Raw genomic sequence first — 19,846 nt, forward strand, 5'->3', positions numbered from 1 at the left:
CCGACGCTAGCGGCCACCGGACCGGCCCGCTCTGCGACGATCGCCCGGTGACCGACGCACCCGAGGACATCGCCGACCTGATCGCCGCCGTGCAGGACCAGGAGCGCCGGCTCGTGCTCGAGCACTTCACCCACGACGACGCCTGGGCGCTGGGATCGCTGGTGGTCGGCCTGGCCCGGGACCGCGGGTTGTCGGTCACCGTCGACATCACCCGGGGCCAGCAGCAGCTGTTCCACTCCGCGCTGGCCGGCACGGCCGCGCACAACGACGTCTGGATCGCCCGCAAGGTGGCCACCGTCCGCGAGCTCGGCACCAGCTCGTTCCTGGCCGGGCTGCAGGCCCGGGCGCGGGGCGAGGCGTTCGAGGACGCGCCCTGGATCGACGCCACCCGGATGGCCGGGCACGGCGGGGCCTTCCCGATCACCGTGGCCGGCGCGGGGGTGGTCGGCACCCTGACCGTCTCCGGGTTGCCGCAGGCCGAGGACCACGCGCTGGCCGTCGAGGCGCTGGAGCTGTTCCTGGCGCGGTGACCTGTGGGGACGATGTGCGAACTGCTTGAAAGCGGCAGCACCCCGTCGTCCCGTCGTACGGTGGGGCCATGGTCCGACGGGGATGGCGCTGGGCCGTGGTGGCCCTCGGGCTGGCCGTCCTGGTCGCCCTGCCCGCCGTCTTCGAGGCGCTGCCGGCCGACGACGCGTCGGTCGCAGCGACCGACCTGCGCGACCGGGTGCTGGCCAGCGACGACGTCGCCTTCTCCGGCTACGCCGTCTCCACCGGCGGGCTCACCCTCCCGGTGTCCGACGCGCTCACCGGGGTGGCCGACCTGCTGTCGGACCAGACCTCGCTGCGCGCCTGGTACCGCGGCGCCGAGGACTGGCGGGTGGACGTCGTCACCACCACCGGCGAGACCGGCACGCACCGCGACGCCGCCGGCACCTGGACCTGGGACTACGCCGACCAGCGGGCCAGCCGCGGCGACGCCCCGCCGCTGGCGCTGCCGGCCGCACCCGACCTGCTGCCCAGCGCGCTGGGCCGACGGCTGCTCAGCGAGGCCACCGACGCCGAGCTGACCCGGATCGACCCGGCCCGGGTGGCCGGCGTGGACGCGGTCGGGCTGCGCTACACCCCGGCGGCCGAGGCGGCCTCGGTCTCCGCGGTGGACATCTGGGCCGACCCGACCACCGGGCTGCCGTTGAGGGTCGTGGTACGCAGCGCGGACACCTCGATCCCGGCGCTGGACACCCGCTTCCTCGACCTCGACCTGGCCACGCCGGACGCCGCCACCACCGCGTTCGACCCGCCGCCGGACGCCGACGTCACCACCGACCGCGACCTGACCGACGTCGACCTGGGCCGGCAGGAGCGGGCCGACCTGCCCGCGACCCTGGCCGGCCTGGACCGGCGCACCGTCGAGGGCGTCCCCGACCAGATCGGCGCCTACGGCTCGGGCATCACCGTGCTGGCCGTCAGCGCCCTGCCCGGCCGGGCGGCCGGCTCGCTGCGCAGCCAGCTCGCGGCCACCCCCGGCGCCGTCGTCGACGACCTCGGGGTGCGCATCGCGGCCGGCCCGCTGTCGCTGATGGTCGCCGGCACCAGCACCCGGGACGGCGGCAGCGGCACCTACCTGCTCGCCGGCACCGTCACCCTCGACGCGCTGGCCACCGCCGCGCAGCAGATCCAGGAGACCGACCGATGAGCGGCACCGTCATCGCCACCCACGGGTTGCGCAAGGCCTACGGCGCCGTGCGGGCGGTGGACGGCATCGACCTGGACGTGCGGGCCGGGGACATCTACGGCTTCCTCGGCGCCAACGGGTCGGGCAAGACCACCACGGTGCGGATGCTGCTCGGGCTCGTGCTGCCCACCGCCGGCACCGTGGAGGTGCTCGGCCGGCCGATCCCGAAGGCGGCCCGGGAGGTGCTGCCGCGGGTGGGCGCCCTGATCGAGGGCCCGGCCGCCTACGGGCACCTGTCCGGCACCGCCAACCTCTCGCTGCTGGACGCCGCCGGACCCGGTGGGTCCCGCCGCACCCGGAAGGCCCGGATCGCCGAGGTGCTCGAGCAGGTCGGGCTCGGCGGGGTGGGCAAGCGCGCCGTCCGGGGCTACTCGCTGGGCATGCGGCAGCGGCTGGGGCTGGCCGGGGCGCTGCTGCGCCGTCCGGACCTGCTCGTCCTGGACGAGCCGACCAACGGGCTGGACCCGCAGGGCATCCACGAGATCCGCCTGCTGCTGCTTGACCTGCACCGCACCGGGACGACGATCTTCGTCTCCAGCCACCTGCTGGCCGAGATCGAGCAGCTGGCCACCCGGGTCGGCGTGCTCGACCGCGGCCGGATGGTGCTGCAGGACGACCTGGCCACGCTGACCGCACCCACCGGCGCCACCGTCGTCACGACCACGGACCCGGCGCAGGCCGCCCGGGTGCTGGGCGACCGGGTGCTCACCTCGGACGGGGAGCGGCTGGTGGTGCGGGGCAGCGACCCCGCCGAGGTCAACACCGCGCTGGTCGGGGCCGGGGTCCCGGTGACCGGGCTGGTGCTGCAGCGACCGACGTTGGAGGAGGTCGTGCTCGCCGCGGCGACCGGCTCCGGGGACCGGGTGGCCGCGTGATCGCCGTCGAGCTCCGCAAGCTGTTCCGCCGGCCCCGCACCTGGATCACCATCGCGCTGCTCAACAGCCTGCCGGTGCTGGTCGCGGTGCTGCTCAAGGTCACCGACCTGGCGCCGCGCCCGGGGGAGGGCCCGGCGTTCCTGTCCGCCGTCCTCACCAACGGGACGCTGTTCCCGCTGGCCGCGCTGGCGATCGTGCTGCCGCTGTTCCTGCCGATCGCCGTCGCGGTCGTCGCCGGGGACTCCGTCGCCGGCGAGGCGCAGGGCGGGACGCTGCGCTACCTGCTCGCCCGCCCGGCCGGGCGCACCCGGCTGCTGGTGGCCAAGCTGGTCGCGATCGTGGTGTTCGTGCTGGTCACGGTGGTGATCGTGGCGGCCGTCGGCTACGTGGTGGGCACGGCGCTGTTCGAGGTTCAGTCCCTCGGCGCGACCACCGCGGTCTCGGGCACCTCGCTGACCCCCGAGCAGGTGGCCGGCCGGACGCTGCTGTCGATCGGCTACGTGACCATCTCCATGCTGGGCGTCGCGGCGTTCGCGATGTTCTTCTCCACGCTCACCGACTCCCCGCAGCTGGCCACCCTCGGTGCGCTGGCGGTGCTGATCGGCTCCTCGCTGCTGTTCACCCTGGACGCCGCCTCGGACATCGCGCCCTACCTGCCCACCCGGTACTGGCTGAGCTTCGTGGACTTCTTCCGCGACCCGATCCAGTGGCGCAACGTGGCCCGCGGGCTGGGGCTTCAGGCGGTCTACGTGGTCGTGCTGCTGGGTGCGGCGTGGGCGAACTTCACGACGAAGGACATCACCTCCTAAGGGAAGGACCACGTCCTCCTCACGACGAGCACGCTCGCCGCGAGCCTCGGGACGAGGCCGGACCGCCACCGGAAGACCCCTATCCTCTGGCCGTGCGGATCAGCCCGGTCGAACTGGACGAGGTCGTGGCGGGTCGGATCGACCTGGCGTTCCGGCGGTGGGAGCGGCCGCGGCTGCTGGTGGGCACCCGCATGCGCACCCGGGTGGGGTTGGTCGAGGTCACCTCGGTCGACCAGGTGGACCCCGACGGGCTGACCGAGGACGACGCCCGCCGCGCCGGGGCGACCGACCTCGCCGCCCTGCAGCGCGGGCTGGCCGCGAACCCGGACCGGCCGGTGTTCCGGGTCGGCGTCCGCTTCGCCGGCGAGGACCCGCGGGCCGTGCTGCGCCGCACCCCGCCCAGCGCCGAGGAGGTCGCGGACCTGCAGGCGCGGCTGGACCGGCTGGACCGCGCCTCGTCGAACGGCCCCTGGACGGCGGCCACGCTGACGATCGTGGACGCGCACCCGGAGCGCCGGGCACCCGAGCTGGCCGACGAGCTGGGCCGGCCGACCGCGGAGTTCAAGCGGGACGTCCGCAAGCTCAAGGAGCTCGGCCTCACCGAGTCCCTGGACATCGGCTACCGGCTGTCGACCCGCGGCGCCGCGGTGGTCGACGCCGCGCTGCGGGCCGCCGGGTCACCCGTGCCGGAGCGGGCCGCGCCGCCGGCGGGCACGCCGCTGCCCAGCGTGGGCGCACCGGCCACCCGGGCGCTGCGGGCGGCGGGGCTCACGACGCTGGAGGCGGTCGCCGCCGTCCCGGAGGCCGACCTGCTGGCCCTGCACGGGGTCGGCCCGATCGCCGTCGCCCGGATCCGCGCCGCGCTGGGGCGCTGAGGTCCGGGCGGGCGTCAGGAGGACAGGCGGGCGCAGTCGGCCGGCCCCAGGTCGACCGGCTGCCCCGCCGCCAGCTCGGCGACGACGATGCCCTGCACCAGCGGGTCGCTGGGCAGCTGGCCGTGCCCGACCCGGCTGTCGGCGCACACCGACTGCACGGTGAGGTCCAGCGCGCCGTCCAGCGAGGCGGAGTCCGGCGGGGTGACGGTGGCGTCGACGTCGGTCCACACGGAGACCCAGGTGGGTCCGGCCGGGGTCTCGTCGCCGGCGTTGAGCTGCCGCAGCAGGTCGCTGCTCGTGGTCAGCTGCCGGCAGGCCTCCGGGCACTCGCCGGGGGCCAGGGTGGCGCCCAGGTCGGCCACCGTCGTCCCGTGGTGCGGGGAGCCCAGGGTGAGGATCCGCCGCGCCTGGTCGGCCCCGCCGTCGGCGGCCCACAGCCGGGCGACCACCCCGCCGGCGGAGTACCCGACGACGTCGACGCTGTCCGCGCCCGTGCGGGCCAGTGCGGCGTCCACCGCGTCGCCCAGGACGGCGGCGGACTCCCGCATGTCACCGGTGCCGTCCCCGGGCAGCGGCACCACCTCGGCGTCCCGGCCGACCGCGGTGAGCGCGTCGGCCAGCGTCTGCAGGCCCGTGGTCGACCCGCCGTAGCCCGGGACCAGCAGGACCGGGCCGGGCTCGGCCTGGCTGACCGGTGCCGGGGTGGTGGCGGTGAGCCGGGGGACCAGCACCGCGCCGACCACGGCCAGCACGCCGACGACGAGGGCGGCGAGCAGCCCGAGCACCAGACGGCGACGGGCGGGGGAGAGGCCGGCGAGCATTCCTCCACTGTCCCTGGTGGACTGGGCCCATGCCGCCGTTCCTGACCCGGGAGGAGTACTTCACAGCCTGGTCACAGTGGCACGGGGGGACCGACCCGCGGACCTCCGCCGTGGTGCGCGGCTGGTTGACCATCGCGCACACCCTGGCCCGCCCGCTGGCCCGGGTGTCCCCGCTGGCGGTGACCGCGCTGGGCCTGGTGGTCGCCGCCGCCGCGGTGGGACCGGCCGCCGCGGGTGGCGTGTGGCTGGTCGCGGCCGGCGTCCTGGTCGGGCTGTCGGGGCTGCTGGACTCCCTGGACGGCGCCCTGGCCATCGCCGGCGGGCGGGCGTCCCGGCGGGGGTTCGTGCTGGACTCCGCCGTCGACCGGCTCACCGAGGTGGCCTACGCGGTCGCGCTGTGGGCAGCCGGCGCACCGGCCTGGCTGGCCGTCGCCTTCGGCGCGCTGTGCTGGTTCCCCGACTACCTGCGGGCCCGGGCCGGGCAGGCCGGGGTCGACGAGACCGGCGCCATCTCGGTGTGGGAGCGACCCACCCGGGTGGCGATGGTCGGCATGGTGCTGGGCGGGGCCGGGGTGGTGTCCGCGCTCGGCGCCGCCGACCTCGTGGTCACCGTCGGCGCGGCCGTCGGGACGCTGCTGGGCGTGGTGGGCACCGGCCAGCTCGGGCTCCAGCTGCGCCGCGCCCTGGGCTGAGCAGGCCGTTACGCTCGGGTGAACCACCGGCGACGTCCACCTCGAACGCCGGGTCCTGCCTGTCGAACCCCCCTGGAGCCCCACCGTGTCCGTCGTCGTGACCGGTTCGATCGCCACCGACCACCTCATGACCTTCCCGGGCAAGTTCGCCGAGCAGTTCGTCGAGGGGCAGATGGAGAACGTGTCGCTGTCCTTCCTGGTCGACGACCTGGTGCAGCACCGCGGCGGCGCCGGCGCCAACATGGCCTACGGCATGGGCCTGCTCGGGCTGGGTCCGGTGCTGGTCGGCGCCGTGGGCAGCGACTTCGACGAGTACGAGGCCTGGCTGCGTGGGCACGGCGTGGACACCGCCTCGATCCGCTGGTCGGAGGTCAAGCACACCGCCCGCTTCACCTGCACCACCGACGCGACCAACAACCAGATCGCCTCCTTCTACTCGGGCGCGATGGCCGAGGCCTCGGAGATCGAGCTGGCCCCGGTGGCCGCCCGGGTGGGTGCGCCCGACCTGGTGATCGTCGGCCCGAACGACCCGACCGCGATGGTGCGGCACACCCAGGAGTGCCGGGACCGCGGCTACCCGTTCCTGGCCGACCCCTCCCAGCAGCTCGCGTGGGCCGACGGCGAGATGATCCGCACCCTGGTCGACGGCGCCGACCTGCTGTTCACCAACGAGTACGAGGCCGCGCTGCTCAAGCAGAAGACCGGCTGGAGCCACGCCGACGTGCTGGGCCGGGTGGGCACCTGGGTGACCACCCGCGCCGCCAACGGCGTGCGCGTCGAGCAGCGCGACGGCGAGACGATCGAGGTCATCGCGGTCCCGGAGACCAAGCCGGTGGAGCCCACCGGCGGCGGCGACGCGCTGCGCGCCGGCTTCGTCGCCGCCCGCCAGTGGGGCCTGGGCGTGGAGCGGGCGACCCAGGTGGGGTCGGCCGTGGCCACCGCCGCCGTCGAGGTCATCGGCACCCAGGAGTACGACCTGCCCCGGGAGTCCTTCCTGGAGCGGTTCGCGCTGGCCTTCGGTGCCGACGCCGCCGACGAGGTGGCCCCGCACGTGCCTCAGTCCCCGCGCAGCGCCTGACCGATCGAGGGATCCTCGGCCCACCGGCTGAACGGGATCCGGGCGATCTCCTTGAGCTCGCCGATGGTCGACCACTCGTTGCCGCCCAGCCGGGCCAGCGGGCGCAGGCCCTCGATGCGCGGCCGGCCGTCGCGGACGACGTCGCTCCACGCGCTGACGGCCACCACCCGGCCGAAGACGATCGTGGAGTCACCCAGCGACAGGGTCGAGTGCAGCGTGCACTCCAGCGAGACCGGGCTCTGGGCGACCCGCTTGGTGCCCACCACGTCGCTGTCCTCGAGGACGACGCCGGTGTGCTCGGCCTCGTCGTGGCCGGGCGGGAAGTCGGTGCCGGTGGCGTTGACCTGCTCGAAGAGGTCCTCGGGCGTCACGCTGACCGTGAACTCCCCGGTGGCCTCGACGTTGTTCAGGCTGTCCTTGCGGCCGACGCTGGTGAACTGCACGATCGGCGGGTCCACGCAGGCCACGGTGTAGAAGGAGTGCGGGGCCAGGTTGTGCACGCCCTCGGCCGACCGGGTGCAGACCCAGGCGATGGGCCGGGGGACGACGACGGAGTTCAGCACCCGGTAGAAGGCCTTGGGGCCCAGCTCGGCGGGGTCGAAGCGGGTGCGCTCGTGTGCGGTCACCGACCCAGTGTGCGGCCCCGCCACCGCAGGGTGCCGCGGTGCCTCCCCAGCACCGACCGGACGACGAGCAGGTCGAGCACGGCCACCCCCAGCGGGTGCGCCAGGCTGTCGGGCCAGACCCGCCCGCCGGTGCGGCGCGCGGTCACCGCCCGCCCGGCCACCCCGGCCAGGTAGCCGACCAGCCCGGCCCGCGTGCCGGTCAGCGGGGGGACGACGTGCAGCGCGGTGAGTGCGGCCGCCGCGGCCAGGCTGCCCGCCGGGGAGCCGCCCAGCGCCGCCCACAGCGACTTCTCGTACCCGGCGGCCAGCGCCGGCCAGTCCTCGTACATCCGGGTCGCGGCCAGCGTCGACCCGTCGACCACGACGCCCCGCCCGCCGGCCCGCTTCACCGCCCGCAGCAGCGCGATGTCCTCCAGCACCTCGTCGCGGACGGCGCCGTGCCCACCGGCCCGCTCGTACGCGGCCCGGTCGACCACCAGGAACTGCCCGTTGGCCGCGGCCAGGCTCGGCCGCGGCGAGCGCTCCGCCGCGCGCAGCGGCAGCAGGGTGGCCCACAGCCACTGCTGCAGCGGCTGCACCAGCCGCTCGGCCGGGGTGACCGCGAGCTGCCGCGGCCAGGGGCTCACCAGGTCCAGGTCGTGCGCCCGGAGCAGGTGGACGGCGGCCGCGACCGCGTGCGGGGCCAGCCGGACGTCGGCGTCGACGAAGACCAGCACGTCGACGTCCGCGGCGCCGGCGGCACCCTGCGCGCACGCGTTCGGCTTCCCGAGCCACCCGTCCCGCGGCGGGTCGGCGGGCAGCACCGTGGCGCCGCGGTCCCGGGCGAGGTCGGCCGTGCTGTCGGTCGAGCCGTCGTCGACCACGACGACCTGCAGGTGGGCGACGCCGGTCTGCGCGGCGAGGGCGTCCAGGCACCCGCCGATCTGGTGCGCCTCGTCCCGGGCGGGCACCACCACCCGCACCCGGTCGTCGGTGGCCGGCGGGTCCGCGGCCGGCGTCCGCAGCAGCGCGCCGTTGACGGCTGCGTGCACCGCGAGCGCGACGTCGACCGCCACCAGCCCGCGCAGCACCTGCCGGCCCACCCCGCGGCGGCCCCGGGTCCGGGTGGTCATGCGACGGCGCGCGCCCGGCGGCGGGCGGCCGCACCGCGGTGGCGGAGCCCCAGGGCGACCAGCACCGGCAGCGCCAGGACGACGCCCCAGGCCGCCGAGCCGGGCAGGCCCAGCCAGCCGACGTGGGCCAGCGCGCCGCCCAGGGTCATCCAGGCCAGCGCCAGCAGGGGCGCGTGGTCGGGGAGGGTCGGGGTGCGCCGGGCGGCCAGCAGGTCCAGCGCGGTCATGAGGACGACGCCGGCCAGCAGCCAGCCGGCCAGGTTGGTCAGCGGCACGGTGTCGATGCCGGGCAGCCCGGGGCTCGGGTGCGCCCAGGTCCAGTACCCGGCCTGCACCAGCTGGGGGTCCAGGACGACGTCCCAGGCGGCGAACACGTAGGCGGCCACCGCGATCCGGCCGATCCTCGACCCGGGCACCAGCCGGTGGGCCAGCAGCCAGCTCGGCCAAGCCATCATCAGCCAGGCCAGCGGCACCAGGAACGGCACGCCGAGCAGCGTGGGGCCCAGGGCGTCGCTGTAGGTGTAGCTGCCGTAGGGGAACCCGGTGGCCAGCCCGACGGACTCGAAGACCACCGAGGCCAGCGCGACCGTGCCCAACACCGCCAGCCCCAGCCGCCGGGACAGCGAGGCGTGGACGACGGCCAGCGCAGCACCCAGCAGCACGATGGACCAGCTGACCGCGTCCCGGGCCGCGCCGGCGGTCAGCGGGTAGGCGATCGCGGTGGCCAGCAGCAGCCCGGTCAGCGCCCAGGGCAGGACCCGGGTCACGACCGGCTCACCGGCGCAGCAGGCGGCGCACCGCCCGGGCCCGGCGTCCGCGGTCGGCGAGGACCACCCGGGCCGCCGTCCGGCCGCTGTTGCCGCTGACCCCGCCGCCGGGGTGCGTCGAGGCGCCGGTCAGGTACAGGCCGGGCAGGCCGGGCACCCGGTGGCCGGAGAGCTCCGGGGTGGGCCGGAACGCGAACATCGATGCCAGCGACATCTCCACGTGCATGACGTTGCCGCGGGGGAGCCGGAGCTCCTGCTCGAGCAGCAGGGGGGTCTGGACGTACAGCCGCTGCACCGAGTCGGCGAAGCCGGGGGCGAACCGGTCGACCGACGCCACCAGCCGGGCGGCCTCTGCGTCGGCGATCGCCGTCCAGTCGGAGCCGTCGGCCAGCCGGTAGGGGTACCACTGGCCCCAGATCGTGACCACGTGCTGACCGGGCGGGGCGAGGGTGTCGTCGCTGGCCGAGAAGCTCATCGCCAGCGGGACCGGCTCACGGGGGAGGTCGCCGGCCTGCCAGTCGCCGTGCGCCCGGGCCAGCACGGCGCGGTCGGTGCACAGCAGTTGCAGTCCCTGCAACGACTCGGCCTGGGACACCCCGGGGTAGCTGGGCAGGGCGTCGGTCAGGCAGCGCACCACCAGGCCGAAGCCGTTGCCCAGCGGCGGGTCGGCGTCGCGCAGGGCCGGCGGCGCGTGCTCGCCGACGAAGGCCCGGGTCGCCCCGACGTGGCAGGCGGCGACCACGGTCGGCGCCTCGATGCGGCGTCCGGACGCGGTGACCACGCCGGCCACCTTCCCCTCGGACACCAGCAGCTCGGCCGCGCCGTCGCCGAGGGTGACCCGGCCGCCGTGCGCCTCGAGCTTGCGCCGCAGCGCCGCGGTCAGCCCGCCCGAGCCGCCGACCGGGTGACCGGGCGGGGTGGTGTGCAGCAGCGCTGCCCAGCCCACCATCGCCGCCGTCCCCGGTTCGGACATCGGCGGGCCGGACTGCGCGCCGAACCAGGCCAGGGCGGCCTTGAGTCGCTCGCTGCCGAACCACTTGTCCAGCAGCGCGTCGCCGGAGCCCAGGAAGTCGGTGGCGAGCTCGCCGCCGGGGGTGCGCGGGCGGCCCTTGGCCGGGGCGCCCAACGGCCACAGGTGCCGGACCAGCCGGGCCGGGCTCGGCCGGTCGCCGAAGGCCTGCACGACCTGCGCGCTGCGCGGGCCCCACACCTCGACGAACCGCCGGTAGGCCGCGGCGTCGGCCGGTCCGCAGGCGGCCTCGATCGAGGCGCAGGTGGCGTCGAGGTCCACGGAGAAGACCAGGGGTCGGCCGTCGGGCCCGTCGCTGCCGGGCTCGGGAGCCGGGGCGAAGCCCCACGGGTCGCAGTCGACGTAGCGCAGGCCGTGGGCGGCCAGGTCCAGCTCCTCGACGATGCCCGAGTGCCGGATGATCACGTGCGCGCTGGAGCCCCGGTCGACCCGGACCCCCGGCCAGCGCTCCACCGTGGAGACCGCTCCGCCGAGCACCTCGTCGGCCTCGACCACCTCGACCGAGAGCCCGGCGACGGCCAGGTGGCAGGCGGCGACCAGCCCGTTGTGGCCCGACCCGACGACGACGGCGTCGGTCACTCGGCGGCCGACCCGAGGGGCAGGCGGGCCCCGAGGATGGCGAAGGGTCGTGCGTCGCCGGGGAAGTGGTGGTTGCGCGCGAGGTCGACGAAGCCGTCGGCCCGGTACAGCCGGAAGGCCTTGGTGTCGGCGTCCGGGGTGGACAGCAGCGCGGCCGGGTGCGGCAGGTCGGCCACCAGCGCGTGCAGCAGCTGCCGACCCAGGCCCTTGCTCTGGTGCTCGGGGTGCACGTGCAGCTCGCAGACCTCGAACCCGCCGGGGAGCCAGCGCTTGGCGGTCCGCCGGTCCAGGGCGTGCTTGACCTGGTCGTGCCACCACTGGCCCGGGGCGACGAGGTAGCCGTAGCCGAACCCGACGAGGGTCTCGCCGTCCGGGCCCTCGGCGAAGGCACCGACCGCGCGGAAGCCCTGGCGCTCGGTGTGCTGGACGGCGTAGCCGTACCGGCCGGCCACCACGGAGTCCCCGTAGCCCATGGCCAGGCCGTAGACGGCCAGCGCCTCGTGCAGGTGCTCACGCATCCAGGGGGTGGGCAGCTCGGTCACCCGGGTGGTCGGTGCGCTCATGCTGCGGGTGCTGCGGGGTCCACGGACGGCATGGCTCCGATCATCCCACCGGTCCACCGGCGCCGTCGGTCAGCCGGCGTCGACCTCGGCGGCGGTGCCGGCGGTGATCCGCAGCAGCTCGTCGTAGGTGGTGGGGAAGACGGTGTGCGGGTGGCCGGCCGCGGCCCACACCTGCTCGTGCCGGGCCAGGGTGATGTCGACCAGCGTGCCGATCGGCTCCGGGTGGCCGACCGGGGCGACCCCGCCGATCGCCTGCCCGGTGTGCTCCCGGACGAAGGCCGCGGTGGCCTTGGTCAGCTCGGGCACGCCGAGGAGGGCGGCCACCTTGGCGGTGTCCACCCGGTGCGCACCGCTGGTCAGCACCAGCACCGGGGAGCCGCCGACGTCGAACACCAGGCTGTTGGCGATCGCGCCGACGGGGACGCCGAGCTGGTCGGCGGCGGCCTGCGCTGTGGGCGCGGCGTCGGCGAGGTGCCGGACCTCGCCGGTCGCGCCGGCGTCGCGGAGGACCTGCTGCACGTGGGCCACCATCGGGTGCTCGGACGACGTCACGCCGCTGATCGTCGCACCCACCCGTCCTGAGGGCAGGCTCCGCTCTTGTTCGCACATAGTGGCACAAGTGAGGATAAGATCGCCGGGTGAGCGCAGCTGCCCCCGACTGGCCGGCGATCGGGACCCGCGAGGTGCCCTGGCGCCCCGGGCTGCCCGAGGACGTGGTGCCGCGGGCGGTCCGGCTGCGGCACACCGGGCCCTACCGCGCCGCCGTCGTCCCGGAGATCGCCGGGCGGACGCCGCAGGTGGGGGCCGCCGTGCTCCGGGCCGCCGAGGACGCGGCCGCCGAGATCGCCCGGTTCGACACCCGGATGGGGTCCGAGGTCGCACCGTTCGCCGCGGTCCTGCTGCGCACGGAGTCCGCGTCGTCCTCCCGCATCGAGCAGCTGACCAGCGGGGCCCGGGCGATCGCGGTCGCCGAGCTGGGGTCGCCGTCCACCCGCAACGCGGAGGCCGTCGTCGGCAACGTCGCGGCCATGCGGGCCGCGCTGGACCTGGCCGAGGCCCCGTCGCCGGCGGCCGTGCTGGCGATGCACGACGCGCTGCTGCGCGACACCGAGCCCGGCATCGCCGGCCGGTGGCGCAGCGAGCAGGTGTGGGTGGGCGGCACGTCCTACGGCCCGCACCAGGCCGAGTACGTCGCCCCGGTGGCGCAGGACGTGCCCGGCCTGGTCGCCGACGTCACCCGGTTCGCCGTCCGCACCGACATCGCGCCGGTGGTGCTGGCCGCGGTCGCGCACGCCCAGTTCGAGACCATCCACCCGTTCCCGGACGGCAACGGCCGCGCCGGCCGGGCGCTGGTGCACTGCCTGCTCCGCCACCACGGGGTCACCCGGGCGGTCACCGTGCCGGTCTCGGCCGGCCTGCTGGTCGACGTCGAGGGCTACTTCGACGCGCTGACCGCCTACCGGCGCGGCGAGCTGGAGACGGTGGTCGAGGCGTTCACCCGCGGCACCCTGACCGCGATCACCAACGCCACCCAGCTGGTCGAGGAGCTGCGCGGCGTCCGCGCCGGCTGGGACGACGTCGTGCGGGCCCGCTCGGACGCCGCCGCCTGGCGGATCGCCGACCTGCTGGTCCGCCAGCCCGTGGTCGACGCCGCGGCCGTCACCCGGGAGCTCGGGGTGCCGGCGCAGAACGTCGTCCGGGCGCTGGCGCCGCTGCTGGCCGCCGGGGTGGTCACCGAGTTCACCGGCCGGCGGCGCAACCGGATGTGGCAGGCCCGGGAGGTGCTGGACGCGCTGGACGGGTTCGCCGCCCGGGCCGGGCGGCGCGGTGGCCGCTGACTCCCCGGCCCGTGCTCAGCGCACCCCGGACATCAACCTCCGGATGACCGGCGTGGCCAGCGCCAGCACCACGCCCAGCACGACCGCGACACCGCCCAGCGTGCCGAAGTAGGGCACCTGGTCCGCCGGGTCGTACGCCCCGGCGAACACCCCGGCCAGCGAGGTGCCGATCGCGGTGGACAGGAACCACAGCGCCACCATCTGGGTCCGGTAGGCCGCCGGTGCCAGCTTCGTCGACAGCGACAGCCCGACGGGGGACAGCAGCAGCTCGGCCACGGTGAACACCAGCAGGACGCCGACCAGGCCCAGCAGCGGCGCGCCGCCCGGGCCGGCCCCGGCCATCGGCAGGAAGAGCAGGAACGCGACACCCATGATCGCCGTCCCGGCGGCGAACTTGACCGGGGTGGAGGGCTGCCGGGGGCCCAGCCGGGTCCACAGCGCCGCGAAGACCCCGGACAGCGCGATGATGAAGACCGGGTTGATCGACTGCACCCACGAGGCCGGCACCGTCCAGCCGAACAGGTCCCGGTCGAGCTGGGTGTCGGCGTAGAGGGCCACCACGGTGGACTGCTGCTGGTACAGCGACCAGAAGGCCACGCTGGCCACGAACATCGGGATGAAGGCGAGCACCCGCCGGCGCTCGGTCCGGTCGACCTGCGCGCTGCGCAGCAGCTGGGCGAAGTAGCCCACCGACACCACGACGCAGACCCACACCACGATCGTGGCCAGCCGGTCGGCGCGGACCACCCCGGCCACCGCCAGCCCGACGACCGCCAGCGCGGCCACGACGGCGCCGACGACCCAGCGGGTCCGCTCGGCGGGCGGCAGCGGGGACGGGACCTGGCGGCCGGTGCCGTCCAGCCCGCGCCGGCCCCAGGCGTACTGGGCCAGCCCCGCGGCCATGCCGACCGCGGCCAGCCCGAAGCCCAGGTGGAAGCCGACGGCGGACTGGGCCAGCCCGGTCAGCAGCGGCCCGGCCAGGGCGCCGAGGTTGATGCCCAGGTAGAACACGGAGAACCCGGCGTCGCGGCGGACGTCGTCGGCGGTGTAGAGCAGGCCGACCAGGGTGGTCGCGGTAGCCTTGACCCCGCCGCTGCCCAGCGCGATGAGCACCAGCCCGACGCCGACCCCGGCCAGGCCCGGGAGCAGGGCGAGCGCCACGTGGCCGGCCATGACGACGACGGCAGACCAGAAGAGCACCCGCTCCGGGCCCAGCACCCGGTCGGCGACCCAGCCGCCGACGATCTTGGACAGGTAGACCGTGCCGCCGTAGGCGCCGACGATGCTGGCCGCCGTCGAGGTGGTGATGCCCAGCCCGCCGTCGGCCACGGAGTAGGAGAGGTAGTACAGCAGGATAGCCTGCATGCCGTAGAAGCTGAACCGCTCCCACATCTCCACGCCGAACAGGTGCGCGAGGCCGCGCGGCTGGCCCAGGAAGGTCGCCTCGCCGGGCGAGGTCGTCGAGGTCGTGGTTGCCACGTGCAACGAGTCTCCTCCCGGATCGGCGGGTGTGCACGCCACCCGGCGGCTCAGGGGGTCAGCGGCCGGTCCAGGGTGGCGGCGACGGCGGCCCGGTCGCCCCGCAGCTGCAGCCGGTCGTCGGACACGTCGGTCCGCCGCCAGAGCAGGAGCAGCAGGGCCTCGGCCGGCCCGGCGACGGCGCCCACCGGGGCGCCCGCGAGGTCCCCGGAGCCGACCGGCAGGACCGCGCCGGACTCGGCCGGCACCGGGTGGACGACGTCCGCGGTGGCCGGGAGCCGGTCCAGCCGGACCTGCCGCGGCAGGAACATGCCCAGCACCTCGTCGATGCCGTCCAGGGCCGTGGCGGGGTCGATGGAGGCCGGCCGGTGCAGCGCCGCCCGCGCGTCCCAGTGGTGCAGCGCGACCTCGTGCGCCTGCCGACGGGCCCAGAACGCCGCGGTGCGGTCGGCGCGGTCCAGCGTCCAGCACGGCTGGTCGGCCGGGGTGGTGGCCAGGGCGTCCAGCAGAGCAGTGGCCGCGTCGGCGTAGGCGCCCGGGACGTCGCGGTCGTCGGCGGGACCCGGGGGCAGTGCGGGGGGGCCGTCGGTGGACAGCGCCGCCCGGGCCCAGTGGTGGACCGCGCCGGTGTGCCGGCCGAGCTCGGCCAGCGACCACCCCGGGCAGGACGGCACTGGCACGGTCAGGTCGGCGCGGGCCAGCAGCTCGGCGAGCGCGGCGGTGCCCTGTCGCAGGGAGGCGAGGTGGTCGACGGTCACGGGCCGCACGGTAGGGCCCGGGTCGGACAGTCGGGGGAGGCGTCGGCCGGGACTGTCGGTGGTCGGTGGTCGACTGCTCCGCATGCAGGGGAACAGGTGTTCGGGTGTCGCCTTGACGGCGGTCGGCCCGCATGGTGTTCTCGACGTGTTCGAACGTGCGTTCGAACGGCCGGCGGGGGTGCCGGTCGCGGGACGGGGAGTGCGGAGGCCGGGGATGAGCGTGGTGCTGGTGGGCGCAGGGGGTCGGACCGGGGAGCGGGTGCAGGTCGAGCGGGGCGTCGCCGGGCCGGTCCGGTTCTGGCGCGGTCAGGGTCGGTACGAGGTGGGCGAGCTGATCGAGCACTGGACGGAGGCCGGTCCGGCCGCCGGACCGTGGGTGGAGCAGGACGGTCCCGCGGCGGCGGGCCCGTGCCAGGTGTGGCGGGTCGAGGCGGTGCGGTCCGGGCGGTCCCGCAGCACGTTCGCCGGGGTGTTCGACCTGTCGTGGGAGCCGGCCGGCAACTGCTGGCGCCTGGTCCGGGTGCACGACTGATGGGCGCCGTGCGGGTGTTCTCCCCGGCCCAGCTCGAGCTCACCCCGCCGCTGCCGCCGGCGGCGTCGCAGCTGCTGGGCCAGGCCCACCGTGGCCTCGCCGAGGCGGCGGTCTGCCGCGACGCGGGCTGGCGCTACGCCACGGCGCACCTGGCCGCGCTGCGCGGGGCGGCCGCCGTGCTCGCCGCGCGGACCCGGCCCGAGGCGGGGCGCCGCCGCCCGCGCAGCGCGTGGGTGCTGATCGGGCAGGTCGCCCCGGAGCTGGGGGAGTGGGCCTCCTTCTTCGCCGCCGGCGCGGCCAAGCGGGCCGCCGCGGAGGCAGGTCTGTCGTCGGCGGTCACCGAGCGCGAGGCCGATGACCTGGTCCGGGACGCCGGGGCGTTCCTGGCCGTCGTCGAGGTCACCCTGGGCCGCCCGGTGTCGGTCGAGGCGGCCCGGCCGGCCCCTCCCGGGCAGGTGACCCCGCTGCGCCGCGTCTGACCGGGCGTGGGTGTTGCCGTTCCGGCACGGATGCTTGCCCCGGCGGTGCGGCTGGTCGAGGGTCGGTGCATGGCGACCGAGCACCCCCAGGACCAGCACAACCCCCAGCACGGCCAGGCCGACGGCCACCAGCACGGCCGGGCCCACGACCACGGGCACGACCACGGCCACGACCACGGCAGCGCCGACCGGGTGGCCGCCTGGCAGGAGACCGACCCGGCCGAGTGGTTCACCGAGCGCTTCTGGGACGACCGCTACCGGGAGCGGCCGATCTGGTCGGGCAACGCCAACCAGCGGCTGGTCGAGACCGCCGCCGACCTCACCCCCGGCCGGGCGCTGGACGTCGGCTGCGGCGAGGGCGGCGACGCGATCTGGTTGGCCGGCCAGGGCTGGCAGGTGACCGGCTCCGACGTGTCGCCGGTGGCGCTGGAGCGGGCGCGGCAGGCCGGCGAGGCCGCGGGCGTCGCCGACGCCGTCACCTGGGAGCAGGCCGACGGCCGCGGCGACTGGGCGCCGCCGGCCGGTGCCTACGACCTGGTCACCGCCTCCTTCCTGCAGTTCCCCCGGTCCGAGCTCGCCGACTTCCACCGCAAGCTGGCCGCCGCCGTCGCCCCCGGCGGCACCCTGCTGATCACCGCGCACCACGCCGACAGCCACGCGGGCGAGGGCACCCCGTTCACCGCCGACCTGTTCGCCACCGCGCAGGAGATGGCCGACGGCCTGGCGCTGGACGCCGGCTGGGAGGTCAGCGCCACCGACCCCACTCGGGAGGCGGTCTTCCCGCCCGGCCCCGAGGGCACCCTGATGAGCGTCCGGGACGCCGTGCTGCGGGCGGTCCGCCGGCGCTGACCGGTACGCGCCGCCGACCGGCGCCGTCTAGGGTCGCCAGGGTGCCGCTGCCGCAGAACCCACCCGCCGGCGACCCACCCGTGGCCGGAGCCGGCCTCGCCGCGCCCCCGGTCCGGACCGCCGCGGTCTGGGCCGCGCTGGACCCGGTCGTCGGCGCCGGCCCGCTCCAGGTGCTCGACGTCGGCGGCGGTGCCGGGGTGTTCGCCGTCCCGCTGGCCCAGCTGGGCCACACGGTCACCGTGGTGGACACCTCGGCCGACGCGCTGGCCACCCTGCGCCGCCGGGCGGACCTCGCCGGGGTGGGCGGGTCGGTGCACGGCGTGCAGGGCGACGCCGACCAGCTCGGCGCCGTGCGTGGCCCCGACGGCGGCCCCGACGGGGGCTACGACCTGGTGCTGGTGCACGCCGTCCTCGAGGTCGTCGACGACCCGGCCGCGACGCTGGCCGGCATCGCCGCGGTGCTGCGCCCCGGCGGCCGGCTGAGCGTCACCGCGGCCAACCGGGCCGGCGCGGTGCTGGCCCGCGCACTGGGCGGGCACCCCGTCGAGGCCCGGGCCCTGCTCGGTGACCGTGACCCGGCGCCGGCGCGCTCGCGCACCCGGCCGGGCCGCCGCCGCTTCGCCCCCGACGAGCTGCTGGAGCTGGTCCGAGCCGCCGGGCTGCAGGCCGGCGAGTGGCGCGGGGTGTCGGTGGTGGCCGACCTGCTGGAGTCCACGTCGGGGGCCGACCCGGACGCGCTGCGGCGCCTGGAGCTCGAGCTGGCCGGGGTCTCGCCCTACCGGGACGTCGCCACCGGGCTGCACGTCATCGCCACCCGGGGTGCCGAGCAGTCGTGACCCGGCCCGACATGCTGCCCGACGACCTGCGCCGGCCCGCCTACGGCGCCACCACGCTGGCCGACGTGCTGCCGTCGGTGGCCGCCTGCCTGGGCGTCGGCGGTCCCGACCCGCTCGGGCTCACCGAGGTGCTCCGCGGCGCCCGCCGGGTCGCCGTCCTCCTCGTCGACGGGCTGGGTGCCGACCTGGTGCGGGCCCACCCCGACCTCGCGCCCACGCTGACGGCGCTGTCCGGCCCGCTGGGCGACCTGCAGGCGCCGTGCCCGAGCACCACCCCTGTCAGCCTGACCAGCCTGGGCACCGGCCTGCCGCCGGGCAGCCACGGCGTGCTCGGCTTCGTCACCGACGTCCCCGGGCAGGACCGGGCGCTGACCCACACGCAGTGGACCGACGACCCCGACCCGACCACCTGGCAGGCGCAGCCGACGGTCTTCCAGCGGGTGGCCGCCGCCGACGTGCCCGCCACCGTGGTCGGGCCCTACGCCTACGCCGGCTCGGGGCTGACCCGAGCGGCCTACCGCGGTGCCCGCTACGCGCCGGCGGTCAGCCCGGGTGACCTGGCCGCGGTGCTGGGCCACTCGCTGGCGGCCACCGACCGCGCGCTGGTCTACGGCTACCACGCCGAGCTCGACCTGACCGGGCACGTGCGCGGGGTGGACTCACCGAGCTGGCGCCAGCAGCTGGCCCACGTCGACCTGATGGTGGCCCAGCTGCTCGACGGCCTGCCCGACGACGCGGCGCTGCTGGTCACCGCCGACCACGGCATGCTCGACGTCCCCGACGACACCCGGCTGGACATCGACGCGACCCCCGCGCTGACCGCCGGCGTCCGGCTGCTGGCCGGGGAGCCCCGGGCGCGCTACGTGCACGCGGTCGACGGTGCCGCCGACGACGTCCTCGCCGCCTGGCGGGCCGAGTTGGGCGACCGCGCCTGGGTGGTCAGCCGGGACGAGGCCGTCGCCAGCGGGGTGTTCGGCCCGGTCGAGGACGCGCTAGCCGCCCGGATCGGCGACGTCGTCTCCCTGGCCCGCGGCACGTGGGCCCTCACCGCCACCCGGCAGGAGAAGGTGCCCTCGATGCTCGCCGCCTACCACGGCTCGCTCACCCCGACCGAGCTGGCGATCCCGCTGCTGGTGGCCCGGGGCAGCGCGCTGTGAGCGGCCCGACCCTGACCGTCTGCCGGGGCTGCTGCTGCGGCCGCGCCGAGAAGCACCCCGGCACCGACCACCGGGCCCAGCTGACGGCGTTCCAGCGCGGTGCCGCCCGGGTGCGGGTGGTGGACTGCCTGGACGCCTGCGAGCGGTCCAACGTGGTGGTGGTCAGCCCGAGCCCGGCCGGCCGCGCCGCCGGCGCCCGCCCGGTGTGGCTGGGCGGCATCCTGGACGACGAGACCACCGGCGACGTCCTGCAGTGGGTAGCCGACGGCGGCCCGGGCATCGCCGACCCGCCGGACTTCCTGGACCTGCAGGTCTTCTCGCCGTCCCGGCGGGTGCGCGCGGAGGCCGAGCTCTAG

Annotated in this window: 23 protein-coding genes; 14 read left to right on the forward strand and 9 right to left on the reverse strand. The window is 76.4% G+C overall.

Going from position 1 to position 19,846, the window contains the following annotated elements; translation table 11 throughout:
- Positions 1-47: 47 nt before the first annotated feature.
- From UXQ13_RS04055 to UXQ13_RS04075, 5 genes are all read left to right on the forward strand, one after another.
- On the forward strand, positions 48-530 hold the full coding sequence (locus UXQ13_RS04055) for a heme-degrading domain-containing protein (RefSeq protein ID WP_225232022.1): 483 nt from the start codon (positions 48-50) through the stop codon (positions 528-530).
- A 68-nt stretch (positions 531-598) separates the two neighbouring features.
- Entirely contained in the window at positions 599-1,696 is a 1,098-nt protein-coding gene (locus UXQ13_RS04060) for a transcriptional regulator (protein ID WP_225232021.1), read from the forward strand.
- Complete coding sequence (locus UXQ13_RS04065; RefSeq protein WP_336391849.1) at positions 1,693-2,610, forward strand: ABC transporter ATP-binding protein; 918 nt, start codon at positions 1,693-1,695, stop codon at positions 2,608-2,610. The genes UXQ13_RS04060 and UXQ13_RS04065 overlap by 4 nt, the downstream gene beginning before the upstream one ends.
- Entirely contained in the window at positions 2,607-3,419 is an 813-nt protein-coding gene (locus tag UXQ13_RS04070) for an ABC transporter permease (protein WP_225232019.1), read from the forward strand. Before UXQ13_RS04065 ends, UXQ13_RS04070 begins: the two co-directional genes overlap by 4 nt.
- Positions 3,420-3,511: 92 nt before the next feature.
- The gene (locus tag UXQ13_RS04075; RefSeq protein WP_225232018.1) at positions 3,512-4,294 is read left to right on the forward strand and encodes a hypothetical protein; all 783 of its coding nucleotides are present in this window, start codon (positions 3,512-3,514) and stop codon (positions 4,292-4,294) included.
- A gap of 14 nt (positions 4,295-4,308) precedes the next feature.
- Here UXQ13_RS04075 and UXQ13_RS04080 read toward each other — a convergent pair whose 3' ends face one another.
- Positions 4,309-5,115 (reverse strand): lipase family alpha/beta hydrolase, encoded by an 807-nt coding sequence (locus UXQ13_RS04080; RefSeq protein ID WP_225232017.1) that lies wholly within the window; start codon positions 5,113-5,115, stop codon positions 4,309-4,311.
- Between the two features lie 29 nt (positions 5,116-5,144).
- On the opposite strand from UXQ13_RS04080, the gene UXQ13_RS04085 reads away from it, so the two are divergent.
- A complete protein-coding gene (locus tag UXQ13_RS04085) occupies positions 5,145-5,807 on the forward strand; it encodes a CDP-alcohol phosphatidyltransferase family protein (protein WP_225232016.1) in 663 nt (220 codons plus the stop codon).
- 97 nt (positions 5,808-5,904) lie between these two features.
- A complete protein-coding gene (locus UXQ13_RS04090; protein ID WP_225232015.1) occupies positions 5,905-6,885 on the forward strand; it encodes a carbohydrate kinase family protein in 981 nt (326 codons plus the stop codon).
- Here UXQ13_RS04090 and UXQ13_RS04095 read toward each other — a convergent pair.
- From UXQ13_RS04095 to UXQ13_RS04120, 6 genes are all read right to left on the reverse strand, one after another.
- A complete protein-coding gene (locus UXQ13_RS04095) occupies positions 6,864-7,511 on the reverse strand; it encodes a flavin reductase family protein (protein WP_225232014.1) in 648 nt (215 codons plus the stop codon). The genes UXQ13_RS04090 and UXQ13_RS04095 overlap by 22 nt on opposite strands.
- Positions 7,508-8,623, reverse strand: coding sequence for a glycosyltransferase family 2 protein (locus tag UXQ13_RS04100; protein WP_336391850.1), 1,116 nt, complete (start codon positions 8,621-8,623; stop codon positions 7,508-7,510). The genes UXQ13_RS04095 and UXQ13_RS04100 overlap by 4 nt, the downstream gene beginning before the upstream one ends.
- The gene (locus UXQ13_RS04105) at positions 8,620-9,390 is read right to left on the reverse strand and encodes a carotenoid biosynthesis protein (protein WP_225232012.1); all 771 of its coding nucleotides are present in this window, start codon (positions 9,388-9,390) and stop codon (positions 8,620-8,622) included. Before UXQ13_RS04105 ends, UXQ13_RS04100 begins: the two co-directional genes overlap by 4 nt.
- Positions 9,391-9,397: 7 nt before the next feature.
- Entirely contained in the window at positions 9,398-10,999 is a 1,602-nt protein-coding gene (locus tag UXQ13_RS04110) for a phytoene desaturase family protein (protein WP_336391851.1), read from the reverse strand.
- A complete protein-coding gene (locus UXQ13_RS04115) occupies positions 10,996-11,562 on the reverse strand; it encodes a GNAT family N-acetyltransferase (protein WP_336391852.1) in 567 nt (188 codons plus the stop codon). Before UXQ13_RS04115 ends, UXQ13_RS04110 begins: the two co-directional genes overlap by 4 nt.
- 69 nt (positions 11,563-11,631) lie before the next feature.
- A complete protein-coding gene (locus UXQ13_RS04120) occupies positions 11,632-12,114 on the reverse strand; it encodes a YbaK/EbsC family protein (RefSeq protein ID WP_225232009.1) in 483 nt (160 codons plus the stop codon).
- Positions 12,115-12,200: 86 nt separating this feature from the next.
- Here UXQ13_RS04120 and UXQ13_RS04125 point away from each other — a divergent pair, with 86 nt between their 5' ends.
- Positions 12,201-13,400 carry a Fic family protein gene (locus UXQ13_RS04125; protein ID WP_225232008.1) on the forward strand — a complete coding sequence of 400 codons (1,200 nt, stop codon included), beginning with the start codon at positions 12,201-12,203 and terminating at the stop codon, positions 13,398-13,400.
- A gap of 15 nt (positions 13,401-13,415) precedes the next feature.
- On the opposite strand, the gene UXQ13_RS04130 is transcribed toward UXQ13_RS04125, so the two are convergent.
- Positions 13,416-14,879 (reverse strand): peptide MFS transporter, encoded by a 1,464-nt coding sequence (locus UXQ13_RS04130; protein ID WP_225232007.1) that lies wholly within the window; start codon positions 14,877-14,879, stop codon positions 13,416-13,418.
- Between the two features lie 50 nt (positions 14,880-14,929).
- Positions 14,930-15,637, reverse strand: a complete 708-nt coding sequence (locus UXQ13_RS04135) for a maleylpyruvate isomerase family mycothiol-dependent enzyme (protein WP_225232006.1) — start codon at positions 15,635-15,637, stop codon at positions 14,930-14,932.
- Between the two features lie 214 nt (positions 15,638-15,851).
- Between UXQ13_RS04135 and UXQ13_RS04140 the strand changes: the two genes are divergently transcribed.
- The 6 genes from UXQ13_RS04140 to UXQ13_RS04165 all read left to right on the forward strand — a co-directional run bounded on the left by UXQ13_RS04140 (position 15,852) and on the right by UXQ13_RS04165 (position 19,846).
- On the forward strand, positions 15,852-16,169 hold the full coding sequence (locus UXQ13_RS04140) for a hypothetical protein (protein WP_225232005.1): 318 nt from the start codon (positions 15,852-15,854) through the stop codon (positions 16,167-16,169).
- Complete coding sequence (locus UXQ13_RS04145) at positions 16,169-16,648, forward strand: SAV_6107 family HEPN domain-containing protein (RefSeq protein WP_225232004.1); 480 nt, start codon at positions 16,169-16,171, stop codon at positions 16,646-16,648. Before UXQ13_RS04140 ends, UXQ13_RS04145 begins: the two co-directional genes overlap by 1 nt.
- A 69-nt stretch (positions 16,649-16,717) precedes the next feature.
- Positions 16,718-17,497, forward strand: coding sequence for an SAM-dependent methyltransferase (locus UXQ13_RS04150; protein WP_336391853.1), 780 nt, complete (start codon positions 16,718-16,720; stop codon positions 17,495-17,497).
- A gap of 41 nt (positions 17,498-17,538) precedes the next feature.
- Positions 17,539-18,333: a methyltransferase domain-containing protein gene (locus UXQ13_RS04155; protein WP_336391854.1), complete on the forward strand. Its 795-nt coding sequence runs from the start codon at positions 17,539-17,541 to the stop codon at positions 18,331-18,333.
- The gene (locus UXQ13_RS04160; protein WP_225232001.1) at positions 18,330-19,490 is read left to right on the forward strand and encodes an alkaline phosphatase family protein; all 1,161 of its coding nucleotides are present in this window, start codon (positions 18,330-18,332) and stop codon (positions 19,488-19,490) included. Before UXQ13_RS04155 ends, UXQ13_RS04160 begins: the two co-directional genes overlap by 4 nt.
- Complete coding sequence (locus UXQ13_RS04165) at positions 19,487-19,846, forward strand: hypothetical protein (RefSeq protein WP_225232000.1); 360 nt, start codon at positions 19,487-19,489, stop codon at positions 19,844-19,846. Before UXQ13_RS04160 ends, UXQ13_RS04165 begins: the two co-directional genes overlap by 4 nt.

The organism is Klenkia terrae (assembly GCF_037083865.1).
Taxonomy (GTDB): Bacteria; Actinomycetota; Actinomycetes; order Mycobacteriales; family Geodermatophilaceae; genus Klenkia; species Klenkia terrae.